This window comes from Pseudomonas fluorescens (assembly GCF_002022275.1).
GTDB lineage: Bacteria > Pseudomonadota > Gammaproteobacteria > Pseudomonadales > Pseudomonadaceae > Aquipseudomonas > Aquipseudomonas fluorescens_AJ.
Genome location: NZ_MSDF01000014.1, coordinates 439,722 through 459,946 on the forward strand (window position 1 = coordinate 439,722; position 20,225 = coordinate 459,946).

Below are 20,225 nucleotides of genomic sequence, written 5' to 3' on the forward strand. Positions count from 1 at the left end.
TGTTTTCTCCTGGGGCGTTGGGGGTTTGGCGGCTTAGATTGCGTCGGTATCGGTTTCGCCGGTACGGATGCGAATAGCCTGTTCCAGATTGACCACGAAGATCTTGCCGTCACCGATCTTGCCGGTGTTGGCCGCCTTGGTTATCGCCTCGATAACCCGGTCAAGATCCTTGTCGTCAATGGCGACATCAATCTTCACCTTTGGCAGAAAATCGACCACGTATTCCGCGCCGCGATACAGCTCGGTGTGACCCTTCTGCCGACCGAAGCCTTTGACCTCAGTAACGGTAATGCCCTGCACGCCGATCTCGGACAACGACTCGCGTACATCGTCCAACTTGAACGGCTTGATGATGGCAGTGACTAGCTTCATGAAAACTCTCTCCCGAATTGGTGGACTTGCCCCAGGAAAACAAACCCGTCTCAAGTCTAAGCGCAGTGCCTGGCTTTGTAACGCGTCGTCGCCTCGGCATTTACCGTTGCGACGCCAGCGAACCACTGGTGACGAAACCTGTACCCCTGATCCGTCGGCGCACTGCATTCGTCACAGCGACTGCATCAGTGCATGGGTCATGATCGTCTAAGCAGAAACCTTGCCAGCTCCGTAAAAATCACTGAAATCAGTCCTTTGCCCACTTATGCCCACCTGCGGGGCTTTCCGGCAACACCAATGCGCACTCAAACAGTGCGCGACTGCCCGGTACGCTGCGCGAAAAGCGTGCGTGGCCGGCGCTGAAAAAGACTATAGACGCTGCGTGATACACTGCCGGCCAACAGTTTTCCGGAATATTTCCCATGCTCGCGCCCAAAGACCTCCTCGACGCCCTGAGCGGCCACGCCTCTCGCCTGTTCAGCGGCGACACCCCGCTGCCCCGCAACGAAATCGAAAGCCAGTTCAAGGCGCTGCTGCAAAGCGGCTTCAGCAAACTCGACCTGGTGAGCCGGGAGGAGTTTGATAGCCAGATGGTGGTGTTGGTGCGCACGCGTGCACGGTTGGAGAGCCTGGAGGCGAAAGTGGCCGAGCTGGAAGCCAAGTTAACGCCGCCCACTGCTGAATAAACTCGGCCCCTGTGGGAGCTGGCTTGCCTGCGATAGCGGTGGGCCAGATATCACAGGGCTAACTGATAGACCGCCATCGCAGGCAAGCCAGCTCCCACATAAAGCGTTGTGATCCACTCTGGATACGTTCTGTAAAACCTCCCCCGCCTCACCTTTCCCCACCTCGTCTACCCTTGAAAAAACCCGCAGGAAGCGGCCTCCCTTTCAAGGAACGAGCATGTCCCTCGCCATTGTCCACAGCCGCGCCCAAATTGGCGTTGAAGCCCCAGCCGTCACCGTTGAAGTGCACATGGCCAATGGTCTGCCGTCCCTGACATTGGTCGGCCTGCCCGAAACCGCCGTCAAGGAGAGCAAGGACCGCGTACGCAGCGCCATCCTCAACTCCGCGCTGCAATACCCGGCCCGGCGCATCACCCTCAACCTCGCGCCCGCCGACCTGCCCAAGGACGGCGGGCGTTTTGATTTGGCGATTGCCCTGGGGATTCTGGCGGCCAGCGTGCAAGTCCCATCATTGATGCTCGACGACGTGGAGTGCCTGGGCGAGTTGGCGCTGTCCGGCGAAGTGCGCGCGGTCAAAGGCGTGTTGCCGGCAGCGCTGGCGGCACGCAAGGCCGGGCGCACCGTGATAGTGCCACGGGCGAATGCCGAGGAGGCTTGCCTGGCGTCGGGGTTGAAGGTAATTGCGGTGGATCACCTGCTGCAAGTGGTGGCGCACCTGAATGGGCATGTGCCGATTGAGCCGTACAAGTCCGACGGTTTGCTGTACCTGAACAAGCCCTACCCGGACTTGAGTGAGGTGCAAGGTCAACTGGCGGCCAAACGCGCGCTGCTGATTGCCGCAGCCGGCGCGCATAACCTGCTGTTCAGCGGGCCGCCGGGCACCGGCAAGACCTTGCTCGCCAGCCGCCTGCCCGGCCTGCTGCCGCCCTTGAGCGAGCAGGAAGCCCTGGAAGTGGCAGCGATTCAGTCAGTGGTCAGCCTGGCACCTTTGAGCCATTGGCCACACAGGCCGTTTCGTCAGCCGCATCACTCCGCCTCAGGGCCGGCCCTAGTGGGCGGCGGGTCGAAGCCGCAACCGGGTGAGATTACTTTGGCCCATCACGGCGTACTGTTTCTGGACGAGCTGCCGGAATTCGATCGCAAGGTACTGGAGGTGCTGCGCGAACCTTTGGAGTCGGGGCAAATCGTGATTTCCCGTGCCCGTGACCGAGTCAGTTTCCCGGCACGCTTCCAGCTTGTCGCGGCGATGAACCCATGCCCTTGCGGCTACCTGGGCGAACCCAGCGGTCGCTGTCGTTGCACACCGGAGCAGATCCAGCGCTACCGCAACAAACTTTCAGGGCCGTTGCTGGACCGGATCGATTTGCACCTCACCGTCGCCCGGGAAACCACCGCGCTCAATCCAACCCAACAACCCGGTGACAACACGGCAAAGGCTTCGGCAGAAGTCGCCGAAGCCCGCGAGCGCCAGCAAAAGCGCCAGGGCTGCGCCAACGCTTTCCTTGATCTACCGGGATTACGCACGCACTGCAAACTGGCGAAGGCTGACGAAGGCTGGCTGGAAAGCGCCTGCGAACGGCTGACCTTATCGCTGCGAGCAGCCCATCGGTTGCTCAAAGTCGCGCGCACCCTGGCTGACCTTGAACAGGTTGAGAACATCGCCCGGCATCATTTGGCCGAAGCGCTGCAATATCGACCAGCGGCATTGAGCTGACTCCCTGTGGCAAGCAGGTCTGTTGTGGTGAACGGGCCTGCCCTGGCGAGCGGGCTTGTTGTGGCGAGCGGGCTTGCCCGCGTTGGAGTGCGAAGCGCTCCCAATTCGGCCGCTGCGGTTCAACTGATAGACCGTGTCGTCGGGTTCTGGGGCCGCTGCGCAGCCCAACGCGGGCAAGCCCGCTCGCCACAACAAGCCCATTCACCACAACAAGCCCGCTCGCCACAAAAACCAGCCCTGCTCACCACAGTGGGATTTGGCAGCCGTCGAATGTTATGTAGTTGCCGGGGCGGAGAAACCCAACAACAACCGCGCCACCTCCATCACCTCATCCAGCGCCGCTTCTGCAGACTCAGTGGACGGTTTAAGCATCAAATCATCGGCATACCCCATCGCCACAGCAAAGATCTGCCGGGCGGCGCGTTTCGGCGAATCACAGCGGAACACTTCGGCAACCACGCCCCGCTCGATCACCTCAGCGAGCATGCCTTGCCACTGGGCGTTGATCACCAGATAGGCCTCGGCCATTTGCGGGTCATGCATCGCCTCATCCCAGGCATCCAGCCACAGCGCCCAGCCTGCGTCGGCGGTACTTGGCAGGCAGTCGCGCAAAAATCCGACCAGCGCTTCCTGCGGCGGCAGGCCCACCAACGGCGCGCGCACTTCATCCAGTTGCTCGTTGGCAAAGCGCACAAAGGCTTCGCGGCGCAACTCATTCCAGTCGCTGAAATAGTGATAAACGTGACTACGCGACAGCCCGGCATGTTCAGCCAGGTCACGGGTGGACACATCAGCGAAACCCTTGCTGCGAAACAGCTCCAGGGCGGCGGCGATGATCTGGTCTTTACGGTCGATACGCGACATGGGCAATTCCTTCAGGCGCCGCTAGATGAGCGGCGCTTGCTTTTTGAGCGGTCGCTCAAGGATACTTGAGCAGTCGCTCAATAATAGCGTCTTACACTCCTTTGGTGCACCCCATGTCATCCGTCACACCGCAAATCCTGATCGAAGAAAGCCAGAAAATTGGCCAGCAATCCGCCAGCCAAACCCTCAAGGCAATCGCCAAGGCCTACCCCGGCAAGCTGTTCTGCACGCTGTCGCTGGTGGCGCTGGAGAACGCGCTGCTACTGGCGTATCCGCTGTTTGCAGGGTTCGCGGTGGACTCGATCATTCGTGGCGATGCCGGCAGCGCGCTGTTCTACGCCGCTGTGGTGCTGGCGTTCTGGGTCGTGGGCGCGGCACGCCGTGCGTTGGACACGCGCACCTTTACGCGCATCTACGCCGACCTCGCGGTGCCGGTGATCCTCAATCAACGCCTGCAAAACCACAGCACGTCACGGGCCGCAGCACGGGTAGTGCTGGCGCGGGACTTTGTGGATTTCTTCGAAAAACACGTGCCCATCATCGCGACGGCACTGGTGTCCATCGTCGGTGCGGCGGTGATGTTGCTGGTGATCGAACCGTGGATTGGCCTGGCGTGCCTGACGGCTTTACTGCTGTGCACCACCCTGCTACCACGCTTTGCGCGTCGCAATCAGCAGTTGCATGAGCGCTTGAACGACCGTTTGGAGAAGGAAATCGGCCTGGTGGAAAAGGTCGGCGCGCAGACGTTGCAGCGTCACTATCACGTGCTGTCGCGCCTGCGCATCTGGCTGTCTGACCGCGAGGCCGCCGCCTTCCTGTTTATCGGCACGCTGGCAGCCCTGCTGTTTGTGGTCGCGATCAGCCAATTGGCCCTGTCGCCAGCGGTGAAGGCTGGCCACATCTACGCGGTGATGACCTACCTGTGGACCTTCGTCAGCAGCCTGGATGAAGCGCCAGGGATGGTCGATCAACTGGCGCGTCTCAAAGACATCGGCAAGCGCGTTGACCCAGGCCTGGGCGAGCGCTAAACCTTAACGAAACCGGTCCACTTCATGGCGCAAGCCGGCCGCCAGGGTTTCCAGTTCCTTGGCGGTAACCGCCAGGTTCGACACCACTTCGCGCTGCTCGCTGTTGGCCAGTGCAATGCTTTGCAGGTTGCTGCTGAGCAAGGTCGCGGTGCTGCTCTGCTCTTGGGTCGCGGTGGTAATCGCGGCGAATTGCTGACCAGCCGAACGGCTTTGCTCATCAATGCGCGCCAGGGCCGAAGCCACGTCAGCGTTACGCGACAGGCCTTCCTGCATCAGCGTGTTGCCGTGTTCCATGGTGCTGATGGCGTTGCCGGTTTCCTGCTGGATGCTCTGGATCATCACCGAAATTTCGTCAGTGGCCTGACGGGTACGCGACGCCAGGTTGCGCACTTCGTCGGCCACCACGGCAAAACCACGGCCTTGCTCACCGGCGCGGGCCGCTTCGATGGCAGCGTTGAGCGCGAGCAAGTTGGTCTGCTCGGCGATCGAGGTGATCACGCCGACGATCCCGCCGATCTCCTGGGAGCGTTGACCCAAGGTGTTGATCACCGTGGCCGTGCTGTTCAGGGAAGTGGCGATATGTTCCAGGGACGACGACGCCTCTTGCATCGAGTTACGACCAATCCGGGTCTGCTGCGCGTTTTCCTGAGCCAGGCGCTCGGTGTTGCCCATGTTGTCGGCGATGTTCAGCGAGGTAGCGCTGAACTCTTCCACCGCGCCGGCCATGCTGGTTATTTCGCCGGACTGCTGCTCCATGCCTTCATAGGCCCCGCCGGACAACCCGGACAGCGCCTGCGCCCGACTGTTGACCTCTTCGGCCGCCGTGCGAATGTGCGAAACCATGGTCGACAGCGCTTCACCCATCTGGTTGAAGCTGCCCGCCAACTGGCCGATTTCATCGTTGCTGGAGACGTTCAAGCGCGCACTCAAATCGCCCGCCCCCAAGGCTTCGGCCTGACGCACCAGATCACTCAGGGGCTGCAATTTGCTGCGCAGCAACCAGACCGCCGCGCCCACCGCCAGCAACATCGCCAGCACGCTGCCAATCACCAAGCGAATTCCGACAGCCCAAGTGACGGCGCGGATTTCCGATTTCGGCATGCTTGCCACCACCGACCACGGCCCGCCTTCGAACGGTACCGAGACGCTGTAGAAATCTTCGTTCTTGTCGCTCCAGAAGCGGCCTTCACCCGGTTTCTTGGCCAGGTCGAGCATCACCGGAATCGCCTGATCCAGCGCCTGCACGCCCGCCGGTGGTACCAGCCAGTGCTTCTGCTCATCCAGCAGCGCCAGGGAACCGGTCTGGCCGATGCGGAAGCGCTTGAGGTTGTCGAACTGGGCTTTCTGCTCGTCGGTGTAATCAAAACCGATAAACAGCACGGCGATGACTTTGCCGCTGGCATCACGCACCGGGCTGTATTGGGTCATGTAGGAACGGTCAAACAGCACCGCGCGGCCTACATAACTCTGACCGGCCAGCAGGCGTTGGTAAGCCGGGTGCTGGTGGTCGAGTACGGTGCCGATGGCGCGGTTGCCATCCTGCTTGGTCAGCGAGGTGCTGATGCGGATGAAGTCTTCGCCGCTGCGCACGAATACCGTGGCCACGCCGCCGGACATTTGCTTGAACTCGTCCACTTCATCGAAGTTGTTGTTCAGCACGTCCTGGCCCAGGTACAGGCTCGGAGTCTGCACGCCGGCCACGGTCACCGGCTGGTCCGCCCGTACACTCAAGCCCGCGCCGAAGCGCTTTTCAAACAGCCCGCTCAAACGCTGGGTACTTTCGCGCAAGGTGCTGTGGAAGGTATTGAGTTGGTCGGCCAGCAAGCGCGCCTCGCTCGCCAAGTGTTCCTCGCGGGTGTCGAGGTTGGCGGAGTCGAGGGAACGCAAGGCGAAAACCGTGCTGCCGCTGATGACGACAGCCAAAATAACGGCCAATGCGAGGCCTAACTGGGAGGCGATCCGAGCGCGGGGTTGAGACATAAAAGCTCCTGGCCGAGGCCAGGATCATCCTGATCTCATAGCGCTACTCGGCAAATTATCTGGTGGGAAACGTCGAGGCGAGAAGGCTCCAACACACCTTCTTCGGCGGGCACAGCGAATACTTGAGCGATTCGCAGGGGTATCGCGCAAACGATTGCACGAATGGTCAATCGAGGCGCTCAACCTGGGGCAGTTCCATGGCCTTGACTTCACCTTGAAGAAACTCCGCCAACCGGCGCAAACGCTCGCCGCCGGGACGGGTTTTCGGCCACACCAGATAGTAATTTTCCCTACTCGCCACTGCCGTCGGCCAAGGCAAGCTCAATCGACCCTGGGCCACGTCTTCGGCCACCATCAACAGGTCGCCCATGGACACGCCATAACCCCGCGCGGCGGCGATCATGCCCAGCTCCAGCGTGTCGAACACCTGCCCGCCCTTAAGTGAAACCTGGGACGACAACCCCATGCGCTCCAGCCAGTTGCGCCAGTCGCGACGATCGGGGGTGGGGTGCAGCAGCTCGGCGGCGGCCAAGCGGTTTACGTCCCACGGGCCATCATTCAACAAGTTGGGCGCGCCCACCGGAATCAGCAGTTCGGGGAACAGGTAGCTCGCCTCCCAGTCCGCCGGAAAATGCCCGTAGCTCAACAGCACCGCGCAGTCGAAAGGTTCGTTATTGAAGTCCACTTCATCCACGCTCATCCACGCGCTGGTGAGCTGCACCTCGTTGCCCGGCTGCAAAGCCCGGAAACGACTGAGTCGCGCGAGTAACCAACGCATGGTCAAGGTCGACGGCGCTTTCATGCGCAGGATGTCGTCTTCGGCATTCAACGTGTGACAAGCCCGCTCCAGCGCTGCGAAGCCTTCGCGCACGCCGGGCAGCAGCAAGCGCGCGGCTTCAGTGAGTTGCAAGGTGCGTCCGCTGCGCTGGAACAGACGGCAGGCAAAGTGCTCTTCAAGCGTGCGGATATGTCGGCTCACCGCACTTTGAGTAATGGACAGCTCTTCTGCCGCGCGGGTGAAAGAGTTGTGCCGCGAGGCGGCTTCAAAAGCACGCAGGGCATAAAGCGGAGGTAGACGACGAGACATAGGGAAAGCTCCGACGGCGCAATGCCCAAACCCTACCAGAATCGCTCTTACATGAGTTTTAATCATGCACGCCATCGCTTTTATCCTTTTGTGCAATGGGCTGAAAGCGCCGAGAATCAACCCTTCCCCAACCCTCTGACTTTTTGAGCGCGATGATCATGCAACATCCTGCACGTACCGAACTTTGGGCCATTCTGCGGCTGTCAGGGCCGTTGATTGCCTCACAGTTGGCGCACATGCTGATGGTGCTGACCGACACCCTGATGATGGCGCGCCTGAGCCCCGAAGCGCTGGCCGGTGGTGGCCTGGGCGCGGCGAGTTATTCGTTCGTGGCGATTTTCAGCATCGGCGTAATTGCGGCTGTAGGCACCCTCGTCGCCATCCGGCATGGCGCTGGCGATATCGAAGGCGCCACCCGACTGACGCAGGCCGGGCTTTGGCTGGCCTGGCTGATGGCATTGGGCGCGGGGTTGCTGATGTGGAACCTCAAACCGGTGCTGCTGATGTTCGGCCAGACCGAAACCAACGTGCACGCGGCGGGGCAATTTCTGACGATCCTGCCCTTCGCCCTGCCTGGCTACCTGAGCTTCATGGCCTTGCGCGGTTTCACTAGCGCCATTGGCAAAGCCACGCCGGTGATGGTGATCAGCCTTTGCGGCACGGTGCTCAACTACCTGCTCAATCATGCCTTGATCGAGGGCATGTTCGGCCTGCCGAAACTGGGGCTGATGGGTATCGGCCTGGTGACCGCCATTGTCGCCAACTGCATGGCACTGGCGCTGTGGTGGTACATCCGCATTCACCGGGCTTACACGGCCTACCCGCTCGGCAAGGGTCTGCTGCGCCTCAACACCCAGTATTTGCGCGAGCTGTGGCGCCTGGGCCTGCCGATTGGCGGCACTTACGCGGTGGAAGTCGGGTTGTTTGCCTTCGCGGCGCTGTGCATGGGCACCATGGGCAGCACGCAATTGGCAGCGCATCAGATTGCCCTGCAAATCGTCTCGGTGGCGTTCATGGTGCCGGCGGGGATGTCCTACGCGATCACCATGCGCATCGGCCAGCATTACGGTGCCGGGCAGTTGCATGACGCGCGATTGGCCGGGCGTGTCGGCATCGGCTTTGGTGCGGCGGTGATGTTGGGATTTGCCGTGGTGTTGTGGCTGTTTTCCGACCCGCTGATAGGGCTGTTCCTTGATCATAACGACCCGGCCTTCCATGACGTGATCGTGCTGGCCGTCAGCCTGTTGGCCGTCGCGGCCTGGTTTGAGTTGTTCGACGGCGTGCAGACTATCGCCATGGGCTGCATTCGCGGGCTGAAAGACGCCAAGACCACCTTTCTGGTGGGTTTGGGGTGCTATTGGCTGATTGGTGCACCGTCCGCGTGGTTGATGGCGTTAACATGGGGCTGGGGCCCGACGGGTGTTTGGTGGGGTTTGGCGCTGGGGCTGGCGTGTGCGGCGGTGAGTTTGACCTGGGCGTTTGAGGTGAAGATGAGGCGGATGATTCGGCGGGAGCCGCAGGTTCGTGCACAGTTCCCGGCTATGCAGCCAGACTGAAAAATGTACTCGGCCAATGTGGGAGCTGGCTTGCCTGCGATGGCGGTGTGTCAAGCAAAGGACTTATTGGCTGGCCCACCGCTATCGCAGGCAAGCCAGCTCCCACATTTTTTGATTGGGTTTACAACACTCAGCCCAATAGCGCCTGCTGGCTCTTGCCGAACGTCAGGTATTCCACCAACTCCGGCAACGGCAACGGCTTGCTGATCAAATACCCCTGGGCCTGATCACAACCAAACAACCTCAGCAACGCCAACTGCTCCGGGGTTTCCACCCCTTCAGCCACCACTTCCAGATTCAGGTTGTGCGCCAGGTTGATCATGGCGTGCACCAGCTTGCGGTTCTCTTCGCGCTCTTCCATGCCGCCAACGAAACTTTTGTCGATCTTCAACAAAGCAATCGGCAGGCTGTTGAGGTGCACAAATGATGAGAAACCGGTGCCGAAGTCATCCAGGGAAAAGCGCACACCGAGCCGCCCGAGGGCGTCCATGGTCTGCTTGACCAGATCACTGCGGCGCATCACGGCGGTTTCGGTCAGCTCGAATTCCAGCCATTGCGCTTCCACGCCACGCTCGGCAATCAACCGGCTCAACGTCGACAGCAACTGGCTGTCCTGGAACTGGCGAAACGACAGGTTCACCGCCATGTGCAACGGCGGCAGGCCACGTTCGCGCAGGTCTTGCATGTCGCGCAAGGCGCGGGAGATCACCCAGTAGCCCAGCGGCACGATCAACCCGCTTTGCTCGGCCAAAGGCACGAATTCGCTCGGCGGCAACAGGCCTCGCTCGGCATGGCGCCAGCGCACCAACGCTTCCAGGCCGACGATATGCCCGTCGTCCAGGTCCAGGCGCGGCTGGTAATGCAGCTCCAGTTCATCACGACGCAACGCACGGCGCAGTTCACTTTCCAGGTCGGCCAGGCTGCGCGCGTTGCGGTTGATGCGTTCGTTGAAGATATGAAAGGTGCAGCCCTGAGTGCTCTTGGCTTGCTGCATGGCGATATGCGCGTGCCACATCAACGGGTCGGCACCGGCGCGGGCGCGCGCATGGGCCACGCCGAGGCTGCAGCCGATCAGCAAGCTTTCGCCATCCACCCAATAGGGCTCGGCCATGGCTTCGGTGATGCGCTCAGCCATCCACTCGGCGCGCTGAGGGGCACGACGGGTGTCGATCAGCAAGGCGAATTCATCGCTGCCCAGACGCGCGAGTTGGTCCCCGGCTTCGAGCTGGCTCTTGAGCCGCGACACCACTTGCAGGATCAACCGGTCACCCGCCTGGTGGCCGAGGGCATCGTTGGCATGCCGGAAGTTATCGAGGTCCAGATGGCCGAGCGCCAGGCCGCGACCTTCGTTTTCCGCCAGACGCGCCGCCAGCAAGGTCTGGAAACCCTGGCGATTGGCGATACCGGTCAGCGGGTCCTGTTCGGCCAGGCGTTGCAGGGTGTTTTCCAGCACGCCGCGCTCGCGAACATGGCGCAGGCAGCGGCGCAGCGTATCGGCGTCCAAACCGTCATGGACCAGCCAGTCACTGACGCCCAGCGGCGACACCAGCGGTTCCTGCTCCAACAGCAATACACACGGCAAGCTGCAGCGGCCTGGGCCGGGTTGCAAGCCAGGTGTGGTCAATAACACGGCACCGTGGTCGTCATCGAACAGACGACTCACCGAGTCCCAGTTGGGTGCACTGATCAGCACAGCCCCTTCGCCCATCGGCACCAGGCACTCGCGCAACAACGCTGCCCACGCTGGCTCATCGGCCAGTAGCAGCAAACGCAAGGGTTCGACAGGCGTAGACAAGCTAGCTCCCTAGACTCTGCAAGATTTCGTTGGCGGCGGGCATTATGACGTGCGGCCTGACAATCACCAATGATAGTAATTATCAAACACGCAGACTACGGACCTTAATCGCAACCTTAGCCGAAAAAAGCCCACCACATCCTGCGGCAAAGTATCAAAACCGGCAAATTTAGATCGAGTGGTACGTCACACTGTCGTTCTGTGAGAGCAGAATCCTGCGAGCCTGTTAAAATGCCCGCCCTTTTGATAGACGACTCCCTGAACTCTTTATGTCCCGACTCAATCCCCGGCAGCAAGAAGCCGTGAACTACGTCGGCGGCCCTCTATTGGTGCTCGCCGGTGCCGGTTCCGGCAAGACCAGCGTGATCACCCGCAAGATCGCGCACCTGATCCAGCAGTGCGGCATCCGCGCTCAGTACATCGTCGCCATGACTTTTACCAACAAGGCGGCGCGGGAAATGAAGGAGCGTGTCGGCACGCTGCTCAAGGGCGGCGAAGGCCGTGGCCTCACGGTGTGTACCTTCCACAACCTGGGCCTGAACATCATCCGCAAGGAGCACGCGCGGCTGGGCTACAAGCCGGGCTTCTCGATCTTTGACGAGACCGATGTGAAGTCGCTGATGACCGACATCATGCAAAAGGAATACGCAGGCGACGACGGCGTGGATGAGATCAAGAACATGATCGGCGCCTGGAAAAACGACCTGATCCTGCCCGCCCAGGCCCTGGAAAACGCGCGCAACCCCAAGGAACAGACCGCGGCCATCGTCTACACCCACTACCAGCGCACGCTCAAGGCGTTCAATGCGGTGGACTTCGACGACCTGATCCTGCAGCCGGTAAAGCTGTTCGAGGAACACGCCGACGTTCTCGAAAAATGGCAGAACAAGGTGCGTTACCTGCTGGTGGACGAATACCAGGACACCAACGCCAGCCAGTATTTGCTGGTGAAAATGCTGATCGGCAAGCGCAACCAGTTCACCGTGGTGGGCGATGACGACCAGTCGATCTACGCCTGGCGCGGCGCCCGCCCGGAAAACCTGATGCTGCTCAAGGTCGACTACCCGTCCCTGAAAGTGGTGATGCTGGAGCAGAACTACCGCTCCACCAGCCGCATTCTGCGGTGCGCCAACGTGCTGATTTCGAACAACCCCCACGAGTTTGAAAAACAGCTGTGGAGCGAGATGGGCCACGGCGATGAGATTCGCGTGATCCGCTGCCGCAACGAAGACGCCGAAGCCGAGCGCGTGGCCGTCGAACTGCTGACCTTGCACCTGCGCACCGACCGGCCGTACAGCGACTTTGCGATCCTGTACCGCGGTAACTACCAGGCCAAGCTGATCGAGCTGAAGCTGCAGCATCACCAGATTCCGTATCGCCTGTCGGGCGGCAACAGCTTTTTCGGACGCCAGGAAGTGAAAGACCTGATGGCCTACTTCCGCCTGATCGTGAACCCGGACGACGACAACGCGTTCCTGCGCGTGATCAACGTGCCGCGCCGCGAAATCGGCTCGACCACTTTGGAAAAGCTCGGCAACTACGCGACCGAACGCAAGATCTCGATGTACGCCGCCACCGACGAAATCGGCCTGGGCGAACATCTGGACACGCGCTTCACGGACCGCCTGGCGCGCTTCAAGCGCTTCATGGACAAGGTGCGCGAGCAGTGTGCCGGCGAAGACCCGATCAGCGCGCTGCGTAGCATGGTCATGGACATCGACTATGAAAACTGGCTGCGCACCAACAGCTCCAGCGACAAGGCCGCGGATTACCGCATGGGCAACGTCTGGTTCCTGATCGAGGCGTTGAAAAACACGCTGGAGAAGGACGAAGAAGGCGAGATGACCGTCGAAGACGCCATCGGCAAGCTGGTGCTGCGCGACATGCTCGAACGCCAGCAGGAAGAGGAAGATGGCGCCGAGGGCGTGCAGATGATGACCTTGCACGCCTCCAAGGGCCTGGAATTCCCCTACGTGTTCATCATGGGCATGGAAGAGGAAATTCTCCCACACCGTTCCAGCATTGAAGCTGACACCATCGAGGAAGAACGCCGACTGGCCTACGTGGGCATTACCCGCGCGCGTCAGACCCTGGCTTTCACCTTTGCCGCCAAGCGCAAGCAATACGGCGAGATCATCGACTGTGCACCCAGCCGGTTCCTCGATGAGCTGCCGCCGGACGACCTGGCCTGGGAAGGCAATGACGACACCCCCACCGAGGTGAAGGCCGTTCGCGGCAACACCGCCTTGGCGGATATACGCGCGATGTTAAAGCGCTAGAATCGACTACTTTTTAATCTACTTTCGGCGCACCGCGCGCCATTAGAGGAAGCTTTCCGTGGAAGCACTGCACAAGAAAATTCGCGAAGAAGGCATCGTGCTTTCCGATCAGGTACTCAAGGTCGACGCCTTTCTGAACCACCAGATCGACCCGGCGCTGATGAAACTGATCGGCGACGAATTCGCCGCGCTGTTCAAGGACTCGGGCATCACCAAGATCGTCACCATCGAGGCGTCGGGCATCGCGCCGGCGATCATGACCGGCCTGAACCTCGGCGTGCCGGTGATCTTCGCCCGCAAGCAACAGTCCCTGACCCTGACTGAAAACCTGCTGTCGGCGACGGTGTATTCCTTCACCAAGAAAGTCGAAAGCACCGTGGCGATTTCCCCGCGTCACCTGACCAGCAGCGACCGCGTGCTGGTGATCGATGACTTTTTGGCCAACGGCAAGGCGTCCCAGGCGCTGATTTCGATCATCAAGCAGGCCGGTGCGACCGTGGCTGGCTTGGGAATCGTGATCGAGAAGTCGTTCCAGGGCGGCCGTGCGGAGCTGGATGCGCAGGGTTATCGGGTTGAATCGCTGGCGCGGGTTAAATCGTTGGCCGGTGGCGTGGTTACCTTTATCGAGTGACTCGATAACACCGCAGTAAAAAATGTGGGAGCTGGCTTGCCTGCGATGAGGGCCTGACAGTCGACATCTCTGTCGCCTGACACACCGCTATCGCAGGCAAGCCAGCTCCCACAGTTAGTTTTGTGTTGGTTTTTAGTGGGCGGTGGCCTGTAAACCGGCGAGCAGCAACCGCTGGTAGAGGTCTTCCTTCAGCCCCTCCGGGTTGTTCAACCGCATCCGCTTCAGATGCTCAGGAAACGCCTCCGGCTCCGGCGCATCCAGCGCGGCTTTGCCCAGCTCCAGAATCTCCGTCAGCTTGAATTTGCTCTTGAGCCAGTTCAGCGCCCGCAACAAATCCCGCTCTTCATCGGTGAAATCACTGCCCAACGGATACTCCGGGAACAACCGCCGGTGTTTAGCCTGAATGGCTTTCAAGCGTTCTGGCGTGTTGTCGGCAAAGCGCGGATCCAGCTGGAAATCCTTGGACAACTTGCCGGCCTTCTTCGCGTGTTCGATCAGCTCATCCTGGAAGCGTGAATCGGTAATGTTGAGCAATGCCTCGATCACCTTGGCATCCGTCTGCCCCCGCAAGTCGGCAATTCCGTACTCGGTAATCACGATATCCCGCAGGTGCCGGGGAATCGTGCAGTGGCCGTATTCCCAGACGATATTGGAACTGACCTCCCCCGCCGACTCGCGCCAGCTGCGCAAAATCAGGATCGAGCGCGCACCTTCCAGTGCATGGCCTTGCGCAACAAAGTTGTATTGCCCGCCGACACCGCTGAGCACGCGGCCGTCTTCCAACTGGTCCGCCACACCCGCGCCGAGCAAGGTCACCATGATTGCGCTGTTGATAAACCGTGCGTCCAGTCGCTGCAGGCGCTTGAGTTCCTCCTGACCGTACAGCTCGTTGATGTAGCTGATGCGGGTCATGTTGAATTCGAGGCGTTTGGCGTGGGTCATTTCCTGCAAGCGCTGGTAAAAACTACGTGGCCCTAAGAAGAAACCGCCGTGGATCGACACGCCATCGGGCTGGGCGGCGTCATCCAGCGTGCCTGCGTTGGCTTGTTCCTGAGTCGCGACATCCGGGTAAACCTTGCGCCGGATGATCCCGGCATCCGCCAGCACCAGCAGGCCGTTGACGAACATTTCGCTGCAACCGTAGAGGCCACGGGCAAAAGGGTCGACGCCGCCTTCTCGGCTGATCAACGGCGCCCACTGGTACACATCGAGGTCCGTCAGCAGCAGGCGGTAGGCCTCGTTATCGGCCTGGCGCGCCAGCAAGGCGGCGGTCAGTGCGTCACCCATGGAGCCGATGCCGATCTGCAAGGTGCCGCCGTCGCGCACCAGGGTGCTGGCGTGCAGGCCAATGAAATGATCCTGAAACCCCACCGGCATGTTCGGCGTGGAGAACAGCGTGGTGCTGTCCTTGGCGTCGATCAGGTAGTCGAAGGCGTCCATGCCCAGCTCGGCGTCGCCGGGCATGTAGGGCAAATCGCTGTGGACCTGGCCGACCACCAGAATGGTTTCACCCGCGTCGCGGCGCTTCTCGATCATCGGCAGCAGGTCGAGGGTGATGTCCGGGTTGCAGCTCAGGCTCAGGCGGTCGGGGTGTTCGGTGCTGCTGGCCACCAGTTGCGCCACCAGGTTCAGGCCGGCGGCGTTGATGTCACGGGCGGCATGGCTGTAGTTGCTGCTGACGTAGTCCTGTTGGGCCGACGTGCTGTGGAGCAGGCTGCCGGGCTGCATGAAGAACTGCTGCACGCGGATATTGGCGGGGAGTTTGTCTTTGTGCAGGTCGGCGAGGAAATCCAGTTCGGGGTAATCACCGAACACCCGCTCGATGAAGGGTTCGAGAAAGCGCTTCTGCAAACCATCGCCGAAAGGCGGGCGGCCCAGGCTCAGCGCGGTGTAGATCGTCAATTGCCGCTCGGGCAATTTGGCGATGCGCCGGTACAGCGCGTTGGCAAACAGGTTCGGCTTGCCCAGCCCCAGAGGCATGCCCATGTGGATATGCGCCGGCAAGCGCGCCAGCACGTCGTCAACTGCTTGCTCGATTGAACACAACTGCACCATCCGACCCTCCTGAACATTCCATGATTAGGGGTTGGACCGAGCTTGCCGGGTCTTTGCTGCAATGAACAGCCTGGAAATACAAATCCTGGGCACAAAAAAGCCGCTGGTCAGCGGCTTTTTGGCGAAGATCGGTTTATTTCAGGCCCGACATCTTCTCGATTGCACCCTTGAGCTCGTCGTCCGAGCAATCACTGCAGGTGCCTTTTGGTGGCATGGCGTTGATGCCGGTAATAGCCTTGGCGAGCAGACCATCCACCCCGCCTTGCTCCTTGGCGCGCTTGCCCCAATCGGCGGCGTCACCGATTTTCGGTGCACCCAACAGGCCGGTACCGTGGCAGGCGTTGCAATGCTTGGCGATCACGTCGTCCGGCGTTTTCGCACCGCCGCCGCCGCCCGCTGCCACTGCAACCTCCATCCCTTTGCATTCCTGGCCCTGAACACAAACCTGGCCGACAGGCTCCAGGCGCTTGGCAATTTCATCATTGGTCGCAGCTTGAGCGCTGACAGCCCATAGGGCCAGTACGGTTGCTGGTGCAGCCAGCATTTTCATAATTAGGTTCACGCGTTCACCCTCAATGGTGGCTATTCACGCCTGCGGCCACGGTTTCGCAGGCGGCGAAATTATAACGGTTAGCCCGCAAGCCCGAAACAACCCTATTAAATAAAGGGAGATTCAGCCGTACGGTTACTGCGACGGGCGTGTCTGCAACGCTGGCAGCACGCCTCTTCTGTCAAAAGTTCGCGGGTGTGGCTGCGCTGATTAGTCGCGCCGGCACGTCGAACGGATTGCGGAAACGATGGGGCTTGGTACTTTCAAAGTAGTAGCTATCGCCAGCTTCGAGCACAAAAGTTTCAAGGCCGACCACCAATTCCAGACGCCCTTCAACCAGAATCCCGGTTTCCTCGCCTTCGTGGGTGAGCATTTCTTCGCCCGTGTCGGCGCCCGGTGGGTAGATTTCGTTGAGAAACGCAATCGCCCGTGTCGGGTGCGCCCGGCCCACCAGTTTCATGGTGACGGCGCCGTCAGAGATGTCGATCAGCTCATTGGCTTTATAGACGATCTGCGTCGGTATTTCCTGGAGGATCTCCTCGGAAAAGAACTCGACCATGGACATGGGGATGCCGCCCAGCACCTTGCGCAAGGAGCTGATTGAGGGGCTGACACTGTTTTTTTCGATCATCGAAATGGTGCTGTTGGTGACACCCGCGCGCTTGGCGAGCTCACGCTGGGAAAGACCTTTCAGTTTACGGATGGATTGCAGTCGTTCGCCGACGTCCAATGCAGGAGCCTCCTAGGATTCAGCTTTGTTGTAATTGAGCGTTATCATGGCGACAGCGTTCAGTATTTACAACACTTGGGCCTAAATCCTGGAAGGCTTGGCTCGTCGTCCCGCCTCAAGCGCCGGAATAGAGCCTTGGCACGCGGCGCAGGTTGCAGAAGATCTGGTAGGGAATGGTCTCGGCGGCGGCGGCGACGTCACTGGCGAGGATATTTTTGCCCCACAGCTCCACCGTGGAGCCGAGCCCGGCTTGTGGCACGTCGGTGAGATCGACGCACAGCATGTCCATCGACACACGCCCGAGCAATTGGCTGCGCTGCCCCGCCACCAACACCGGCGTGCCGGTGGGGGCGTGGCGCGGGTAACCGTCGGCATAGCCCATGGCAACCACACCGATGCGCATCGGTTTGGGTGTGATGAACTTGGCGCCGTAGCCCACCGGCTCCCCGGCCGGCAGTTCGCGCACACTGATCACTTTCGATTCGAGGGTCATCACCGGCTGCAAACGCGCGGCGATGGCCTGATCCTCGCCAAACGGCGTCGCACCGTAGAGCATGATGCCCGGGCGCACCCAGTCGCTGGACACACTCGGCCAACCCATCACCGACGGCGAGTTGCGCAGGCTCACTTCAGCCGACAACCCCTGACGCGCCGCCTCGAACACCGCGACCTGCTCGTTACTGCGCACGCAATCGAGCTCGTCGGCGCGGGCGAAGTGGCTCATCAGTACGATTTTGGCGACTTTGCCACTGGCCAGCAGGCGCTGATACGCCTCGTGGTAGTCCTTGGGGTGCAGGCCGACACGGTGCATGCCCGAATCCAGCTTGAGCCAGACGGTCAGCGGCTTGCTCAGCCTGGCGTGCTCAATCGCCTCCAGTTGCCACAGCGAATGCACCACGCACCAGAAATCATGCTCAATGATCAGCGGCAACTCGTCCGCCTCAAAAAAACCTTCCAGCAACAGCACCGGCGCACGAATGCCGGCGGCGCGCAGCTCCAAGGCTTCCTCAATGCACGCGACCGCAAACCCATCCGCCTCGGCTTCCAACGCCTGAGCCACGCGCACGGCGCCATGGCCGTAGGCATCGGCCTTGACCACGGCAAGCGCCTTGGCCCCCGTGACTTCACGGGCCAGTTGATAGTTATGGCGCAGGGCTTGGAGGTCGATCAGGGCACGGGCAGGACGCATGGCGGCAGGCTTCTAGGCGGCAAAGTGAAGAAAAAACCGGCGCCGACAAACACGTCGGCACCGCAAGAGGGATCTGTGTTTAAGGCAGCGCCGCCACGACGGACAGCTCTACCAGAATGTCCGGTTCGCACAATTTGGCTTCGACGGTTGCACGGGCCGGAGCGACGCCTTTAGGCAGCCACTTGTCCCACACCGCGTTCATGCCGGCGAAATCGGCGTCGATGTCTTTCAGGTAGATCGTCACCGACAGCAACCTGGTCTTGTCGGTGCCAGCCAGATCCAGCAAACGCTCGATATTGGCCAGGGTTTCACGGGTCTGCTTTTCAATCCCGGCACTCATGTCGTCGCCGACTTGCCCTGCCAGATACACGGTACCGCTGTGAACAACGATCTGGCTCATGCGCTCATTGGTGAGCTGGCGCTGGATTGACATGTTGTGCGGACTCCTGGTGGTTACCGTAACGGGAAATATCGAGGCCGGCGGCGCTGATCTGCGGCGTTTTCTTCGCCATCAGGTCAGCCAGCAAACGGCCGGAACCACAGGCCATGGTCCAGCCGAGCGTGCCGTGGCCGGTATTCAGAAACAGGTTCTTGAACGGGGTGGCACCGACAATCGGCGTGCCATCGGGCGTGGTCGGGCGCAGACCGGTCCAGAAACTGGCTTCGGTCAAATCGCCGCCCTGAGGATAAAGGTCGTTGACGATCATCTCCAGGGTTTCACGCCGACGCGGGTTCAGCGACAGGTCAAAACCGGCTATTTCAGCCATGCCACCGACGCGGATGCGGTTGTCGAAACGGGTGATCGCGACCTTGTAGGTCTCGTCGAGAATGGTCGAAGTCGGGGCCATCGCCGGGTTGGTGATCGGCACGGTCAGCGAGTAACCCTTGAGCGGGTACACCGGCGCCTTGATGCCCAGCGGCTTGAGCAACTTGGGCGAGTAGCTGCCGAGGGCCAGCACGTAGCGGTCGGCGGTTTCCAGCTTGCCGTCGATGAGCACACCGTTGATGCGATCACCCGCGTAGTCGAGGCGCTGAATGTCCTGTTCAAAACGAAATTCCACACCCAGCTGTTTACACATCTCGACCAGACGCGTGGTGAACATCTGGCAGTCACCGGTCTGGTCGTTTGGCAGGCGCAGTGCGCCCGCGAGAATATCGGTGACGCTGGCCAGGGCCGGTTCAACGCGCGCAATCCCGGCGCGGTCCAGCAGCTCGAACGGCACGCCGGACTCTTTCAGCACGGCGATGTCTTTGGCGGCGCCATCAAGCTGGGCTTGGGTTCGGAACAATTGGGTAGTACCGAGGCTACGGCCTTCGTAGGAAATGCCGGTTTCGGCGCGCAATTCGTCGAGGCAGTCGCGGCTGTACTCGGACAGGCGGACCATGCGCTCCTTGTTCACCGCATAACGGCTGGCGGTGCAGTTGCGCAGCATCTGCGCCATCCACAGGTATTGGTCGATATCAGCGGTGGCCTTGATCGCCAGCGGCGCGTGGCGTTGCAGCAGCCACTTGATGGCCTTGAGCGGCACACCCGGTGCAGCCCATGGCGAGGCGTAGCCAGGCGAGACCTGGCCGGCGTTGGCGAAACTGGTTTCCATGGCAGCGGCTGGCTGGCGGTCGACCACGACGACATCGAAGCCGGCCCGCGCCAAATAGTAGGCACTGGTCACACCAATCACGCCGCTACCCAAGACCAGAACGCGCATTTT

Annotated in this window: 17 protein-coding genes; 6 read left to right on the forward strand and 11 right to left on the reverse strand. The window is 60.9% G+C overall.

Annotation, left to right across the window (positions count from 1 at the left end; genetic code table 11):
* Window positions 1–33 precede the first annotated feature (33 nt).
* Window positions 34–372: a P-II family nitrogen regulator gene (gene glnK / locus BFW87_RS10300; protein WP_002555808.1), complete on the reverse strand. Its 339-nt coding sequence runs from the start codon at window positions 370–372 to the stop codon at window positions 34–36.
* A gap of 422 nt (window positions 373–794) precedes the next feature.
* Here glnK and BFW87_RS10305 point away from each other — a divergent pair, with 422 nt between their 5' ends.
* Together BFW87_RS10305 and BFW87_RS10310 are read left to right on the forward strand one after the other, a co-directional pair.
* Window positions 795–1,058, forward strand: coding sequence for an accessory factor UbiK family protein (locus tag BFW87_RS10305; protein WP_078739743.1), 264 nt, complete (start codon window positions 795–797; stop codon window positions 1,056–1,058).
* Between the two features lie 217 nt (window positions 1,059–1,275).
* Window positions 1,276–2,772, forward strand: a complete 1,497-nt coding sequence (locus BFW87_RS10310; RefSeq protein ID WP_078739744.1) for a YifB family Mg chelatase-like AAA ATPase — start codon at window positions 1,276–1,278, stop codon at window positions 2,770–2,772.
* A gap of 273 nt (window positions 2,773–3,045) precedes the next feature.
* On the opposite strand, the gene BFW87_RS10315 is transcribed toward BFW87_RS10310, so the two are convergent.
* Window positions 3,046–3,636: a TetR/AcrR family transcriptional regulator gene (locus BFW87_RS10315; RefSeq protein WP_078739745.1), complete on the reverse strand. Its 591-nt coding sequence runs from the start codon at window positions 3,634–3,636 to the stop codon at window positions 3,046–3,048.
* A gap of 113 nt (window positions 3,637–3,749) precedes the next feature.
* Here BFW87_RS10315 and BFW87_RS10320 point away from each other — a divergent pair, with 113 nt between their 5' ends.
* A complete protein-coding gene (locus tag BFW87_RS10320; RefSeq protein WP_078739746.1) occupies window positions 3,750–4,664 on the forward strand; it encodes an ABC transporter six-transmembrane domain-containing protein in 915 nt (304 codons plus the stop codon).
* A gap of 3 nt (window positions 4,665–4,667) precedes the next feature.
* Here BFW87_RS10320 and BFW87_RS10325 read toward each other — a convergent pair whose 3' ends face one another.
* Window positions 4,668–6,644: a methyl-accepting chemotaxis protein gene (locus tag BFW87_RS10325; RefSeq protein WP_078739747.1), complete on the reverse strand. Its 1,977-nt coding sequence runs from the start codon at window positions 6,642–6,644 to the stop codon at window positions 4,668–4,670.
* Window positions 6,645–6,810: 166 nt separating this feature from the next.
* Window positions 6,811–7,731, reverse strand: a complete 921-nt coding sequence (locus BFW87_RS10330) for a LysR substrate-binding domain-containing protein (RefSeq protein ID WP_078739748.1) — start codon at window positions 7,729–7,731, stop codon at window positions 6,811–6,813.
* Between the two features lie 152 nt (window positions 7,732–7,883).
* On the opposite strand from BFW87_RS10330, the gene BFW87_RS10335 reads away from it, so the two are divergent.
* A complete protein-coding gene (locus tag BFW87_RS10335) occupies window positions 7,884–9,287 on the forward strand; it encodes a NorM family multidrug efflux MATE transporter (protein ID WP_078739749.1) in 1,404 nt (467 codons plus the stop codon).
* A gap of 130 nt (window positions 9,288–9,417) precedes the next feature.
* Here the strand turns inward: BFW87_RS10335 and BFW87_RS10340 are convergent, their stop codons facing one another.
* Window positions 9,418–11,082 carry a putative bifunctional diguanylate cyclase/phosphodiesterase gene (locus BFW87_RS10340; RefSeq protein WP_078739750.1) on the reverse strand — a complete coding sequence of 555 codons (1,665 nt, stop codon included), beginning with the start codon at window positions 11,080–11,082 and terminating at the stop codon, window positions 9,418–9,420.
* Window positions 11,083–11,351: 269 nt separating this feature from the next.
* Here BFW87_RS10340 and rep point away from each other — a divergent pair, with 269 nt between their 5' ends.
* Together rep and BFW87_RS10350 are read left to right on the forward strand one after the other, a co-directional pair.
* A complete protein-coding gene (gene rep, locus BFW87_RS10345; protein ID WP_078739751.1) occupies window positions 11,352–13,361 on the forward strand; it encodes a DNA helicase Rep in 2,010 nt (669 codons plus the stop codon).
* A gap of 58 nt (window positions 13,362–13,419) precedes the next feature.
* Entirely contained in the window at window positions 13,420–13,992 is a 573-nt protein-coding gene (locus BFW87_RS10350) for a xanthine phosphoribosyltransferase (RefSeq protein WP_010207474.1), read from the forward strand.
* Window positions 13,993–14,124: 132 nt separating this feature from the next.
* On the opposite strand, the gene BFW87_RS10355 is transcribed toward BFW87_RS10350, so the two are convergent.
* The 6 genes from BFW87_RS10355 to dadA all read right to left on the reverse strand — a co-directional run bounded on the left by BFW87_RS10355 (window position 14,125) and on the right by dadA (window position 20,222).
* A complete protein-coding gene (locus BFW87_RS10355; protein WP_078739752.1) occupies window positions 14,125–16,047 on the reverse strand; it encodes an acetyl-CoA hydrolase/transferase C-terminal domain-containing protein in 1,923 nt (640 codons plus the stop codon).
* Between the two features lie 133 nt (window positions 16,048–16,180).
* Window positions 16,181–16,597 (reverse strand): c-type cytochrome, encoded by a 417-nt coding sequence (locus BFW87_RS10360; protein ID WP_078739753.1) that lies wholly within the window; start codon window positions 16,595–16,597, stop codon window positions 16,181–16,183.
* A gap of 181 nt (window positions 16,598–16,778) precedes the next feature.
* Window positions 16,779–17,327, reverse strand: coding sequence for a cupin domain-containing protein (locus BFW87_RS10365; protein ID WP_049710945.1), 549 nt, complete (start codon window positions 17,325–17,327; stop codon window positions 16,779–16,781).
* A gap of 115 nt (window positions 17,328–17,442) precedes the next feature.
* Window positions 17,443–18,516: an alanine racemase gene (alr, locus tag BFW87_RS10370; RefSeq protein ID WP_078739754.1), complete on the reverse strand. Its 1,074-nt coding sequence runs from the start codon at window positions 18,514–18,516 to the stop codon at window positions 17,443–17,445.
* 79 nt (window positions 18,517–18,595) lie between these two features.
* On the reverse strand, window positions 18,596–18,949 hold the full coding sequence (locus tag BFW87_RS10375; RefSeq protein WP_078739755.1) for a RidA family protein: 354 nt from the start codon (window positions 18,947–18,949) through the stop codon (window positions 18,596–18,598).
* The gene (gene dadA, locus BFW87_RS10380; protein ID WP_078739756.1) at window positions 18,921–20,222 is read right to left on the reverse strand and encodes a D-amino acid dehydrogenase; all 1,302 of its coding nucleotides are present in this window, start codon (window positions 20,220–20,222) and stop codon (window positions 18,921–18,923) included. Before dadA ends, BFW87_RS10375 begins: the two co-directional genes overlap by 29 nt.
* Window positions 20,223–20,225: the final 3 nt, after the last annotated feature.